This is a genomic window from Aeribacillus pallidus (assembly GCF_050478865.1).
Taxonomy (GTDB): Bacteria; Bacillota; Bacilli; order Bacillales; family JACDOC01; genus JACDOC01.
In genome coordinates this window covers 1-2,106 of record NZ_JBCNBW010000066.1, presented here as the reverse complement: position 1 = coordinate 2,106, position 2,106 = coordinate 1, and the positions used below count along the sequence as shown (strand labels likewise).

At 50.0% G+C, this 2,106-nt stretch carries 1 protein-coding gene and 14 tRNA genes; 14 read left to right on the top strand and 1 reads right to left on the bottom strand.

What is annotated here, in order from left to right:
* The first annotated feature begins 23 nt into the window (after positions 1-23).
* The 14 genes from ABES52_RS14735 (at position 24) to ABES52_RS14670 (ending at position 1,561) form a co-directional block, all read left to right on the top strand.
* Positions 24-97 (top strand) — tRNA-Pro (locus ABES52_RS14735).
* A 29-nt stretch (positions 98-126) separates the two neighbouring features.
* A tRNA-Ala gene (locus ABES52_RS14730) sits at positions 127-202 on the top strand.
* 19 nt (positions 203-221) lie between these two features.
* Positions 222-298 (top strand) — tRNA-Met (locus tag ABES52_RS14725).
* 3 nt (positions 299-301) lie between these two features.
* Positions 302-378 (top strand) — tRNA-Ile (locus tag ABES52_RS14720).
* A 13-nt stretch (positions 379-391) separates the two neighbouring features.
* A tRNA-Ser gene (locus ABES52_RS14715) sits at positions 392-484 on the top strand.
* Positions 485-648: 164 nt separating this feature from the next.
* Positions 649-722 (top strand) — tRNA-Met (locus ABES52_RS14710).
* A 5-nt stretch (positions 723-727) separates the two neighbouring features.
* Positions 728-803 (top strand) — tRNA-Asp (locus ABES52_RS14705).
* 160 nt (positions 804-963) lie between these two features.
* Positions 964-1,039, top strand: a tRNA-Phe gene (locus ABES52_RS14700).
* 35 nt (positions 1,040-1,074) lie between these two features.
* Positions 1,075-1,150, top strand: a tRNA-His gene (locus tag ABES52_RS14695).
* Between the two features lie 7 nt (positions 1,151-1,157).
* A tRNA-Gly gene (locus ABES52_RS14690) sits at positions 1,158-1,231 on the top strand.
* A 4-nt stretch (positions 1,232-1,235) separates the two neighbouring features.
* A tRNA-Ile gene (locus ABES52_RS14685) sits at positions 1,236-1,312 on the top strand.
* A 1-nt stretch (position 1,313) separates the two neighbouring features.
* A tRNA-Asn gene (locus ABES52_RS14680) sits at positions 1,314-1,388 on the top strand.
* A gap of 2 nt (positions 1,389-1,390) precedes the next feature.
* Positions 1,391-1,483, top strand: a tRNA-Ser gene (locus tag ABES52_RS14675).
* 6 nt (positions 1,484-1,489) lie between these two features.
* Positions 1,490-1,561: transfer RNA gene (locus tag ABES52_RS14670), tRNA-Glu, on the top strand.
* Here ABES52_RS14670 and ABES52_RS14665 read toward each other — a convergent pair.
* Positions 1,524-1,943, bottom strand: a complete 420-nt coding sequence (locus ABES52_RS14665; RefSeq protein WP_429651933.1) for a transposase — start codon at positions 1,941-1,943, stop codon at positions 1,524-1,526. The genes ABES52_RS14670 and ABES52_RS14665 overlap by 38 nt on opposite strands.
* Positions 1,944-2,106 lie beyond the last annotated feature (163 nt).

Sequence of the window (2,106 nt, the reverse complement as noted above, 5' to 3'; positions counted from 1 at the left end):
ATCCTCTCGGGCGCGCCAGTTACCGGGAAGTAGCTCAGCTTGGTAGAGCACATGGTTTGGGACCATGGGGTCGCAGGTTCGAATCCTGTCTTCCCGACTCTTGAATTAAATTAATTAAATTAAATTGGGGCCTTAGCTCAGCTGGGAGAGCGCCTGCTTTGCACGCAGGAGGTCAGCGGTTCGATCCCGCTAGGCTCCACCATAACATAAATGGATAAACTGGCGGCGTAGCTCAGCTGGCTAGAGCGTACGGTTCATACCCGTGAGGTCGGGGGTTCGATCCCCTCCGCCGCCACCATAAGGACCTTTAGCTCAGCTGGTTAGAGCAGACGGCTCATAACCGTCCGGTCGTAGGTTCGAGTCCTACAAGGTCCACCAGTTAAATAAATACGGAGGAGTACCCAAGTCTGGCTGAAGGGGTCGGTCTTGAAAACCGAGAGGCGGGTCAAACCGCGCGGGGGTTCGAATCCCTCCTCCTCCGCCATAATTCAATAATTTTGTATCGTCGCGGGGTGGAGCACGCTCGAATCCACTTCCTCGAAAAAACAACAGCGTACCGCTCGAGCAGCTACTTGAATCAACTAACCGAGAGCGGGACGGTTAATAGACACATCGGGCATGAAACAAATTCAGTAATTTTTTTATCGTCGCGGGGTGGAGCAGTCTGGTAGCTCGTCGGGCTCATAACCCGAAGGTCGCAGGTTCAAATCCTGCCCCCGCAATTAAGGGTCCCGTGGTGTAGCGGTTAACATGCCTGCCTGTCACGCAGGAGATCGCGGGTTCGATTCCCGTCGGGACCGCCATTATTTAACGGCTCCGTAATCAGTCGGTGGAACAACGAGCAAAGCTTCTCTGGAAAAACTACGAGTTGTACCGCTCAAACTTCTACTTGATTAAGCTTACTAAGAGCGGGACAAAGGACTAATAAAATATCTAACAATTTAATAAAAAAATAAACAAAACGGCTCGGTAGCTCAGTCGGTAGAGCAAAGGACTGAAAATCCTTGTGTCGGCGGTTCGATTCCGTCCCGAGCCACCATCAGTAGCCAAGCATCAAAGATTATACATTCTATGGCGGCTATGGCGAAGTGGTTAACGCATCGGATTGTGGCTCCGACATTCGTGGGTTCGATTCCCACTAGTCGCCCCATAATGATGCGGGTGTAGTTTAGTGGTAAAACCTCAGCCTTCCAAGCTGATGTCGTGGGTTCGATTCCCATCACCCGCTCCAGAATGGGCCTGTAGCTCAGCTGGTTAGAGCGCACGCCTGATAAGCGTGAGGTCGGTGGTTCAAGTCCACTCAGGCCCACCATTCCGCAGTAGCTCAGTGGTAGAGCATTCGGCTGTTAACCGAACGGTCGCAGGTTCGAATCCTGCCTGCGGAGCCAGTGGAGAAGTACTCAAGTGGCTGAAGAGGACGGTTTGCTAAACCGTTAGGTCGGGTTTTTCCGGCGCGCGGGTTCAAATCCCGCCTTCTCCACCAGTAAATGGCCCGTTGGTCAAGTGGTTAAGACACCGCCCTTTCACGGCGGTAACACGGGTTCGAATCCCGTACGGGTCATCGGTAACTCGCTAAGCATTTGCTTAGCGAGTTTTTTGTTGTGCGTCCGGCATGGGTGTAATCTATATGGTGAAAGTCCCGAGACTGCGAAGGCAGAAGTAGCAGTTGGATTTTGAAAGAGTTGTTGAGCCAAAATTTTGTACGGCTGCCACATATCCATGACCACCATTTGAACACGATGAGTCGGTAAAGAACGAAAATAATCTTTTAACGTGGACAACTTACGGTCTTGAATCACATCAAATACCTTGAAGCCTCGAGGGTCTCCGATGATACATTGATATTTTCCTTTTTTGGTTGTCCCATTAAACTCATCAATGGCTAAAATTTGTGGTAATGAGTGGTTCTCATAAGTATAATAACGGTCAAACCATCGAATCACCGTTGAGTGTCCCAATCCAAGCTCTTTCGCCACTTCCTTAAAATTGGCCGTTCTCACTTTGATAAGAAGGGCTTGAAGGACTTAATAGCGCATACGGACACGGCCTGATTCCATTCAATCGATGTTCGTTGATATCGTTTGACAAACGTATTCTTTTCGGAAA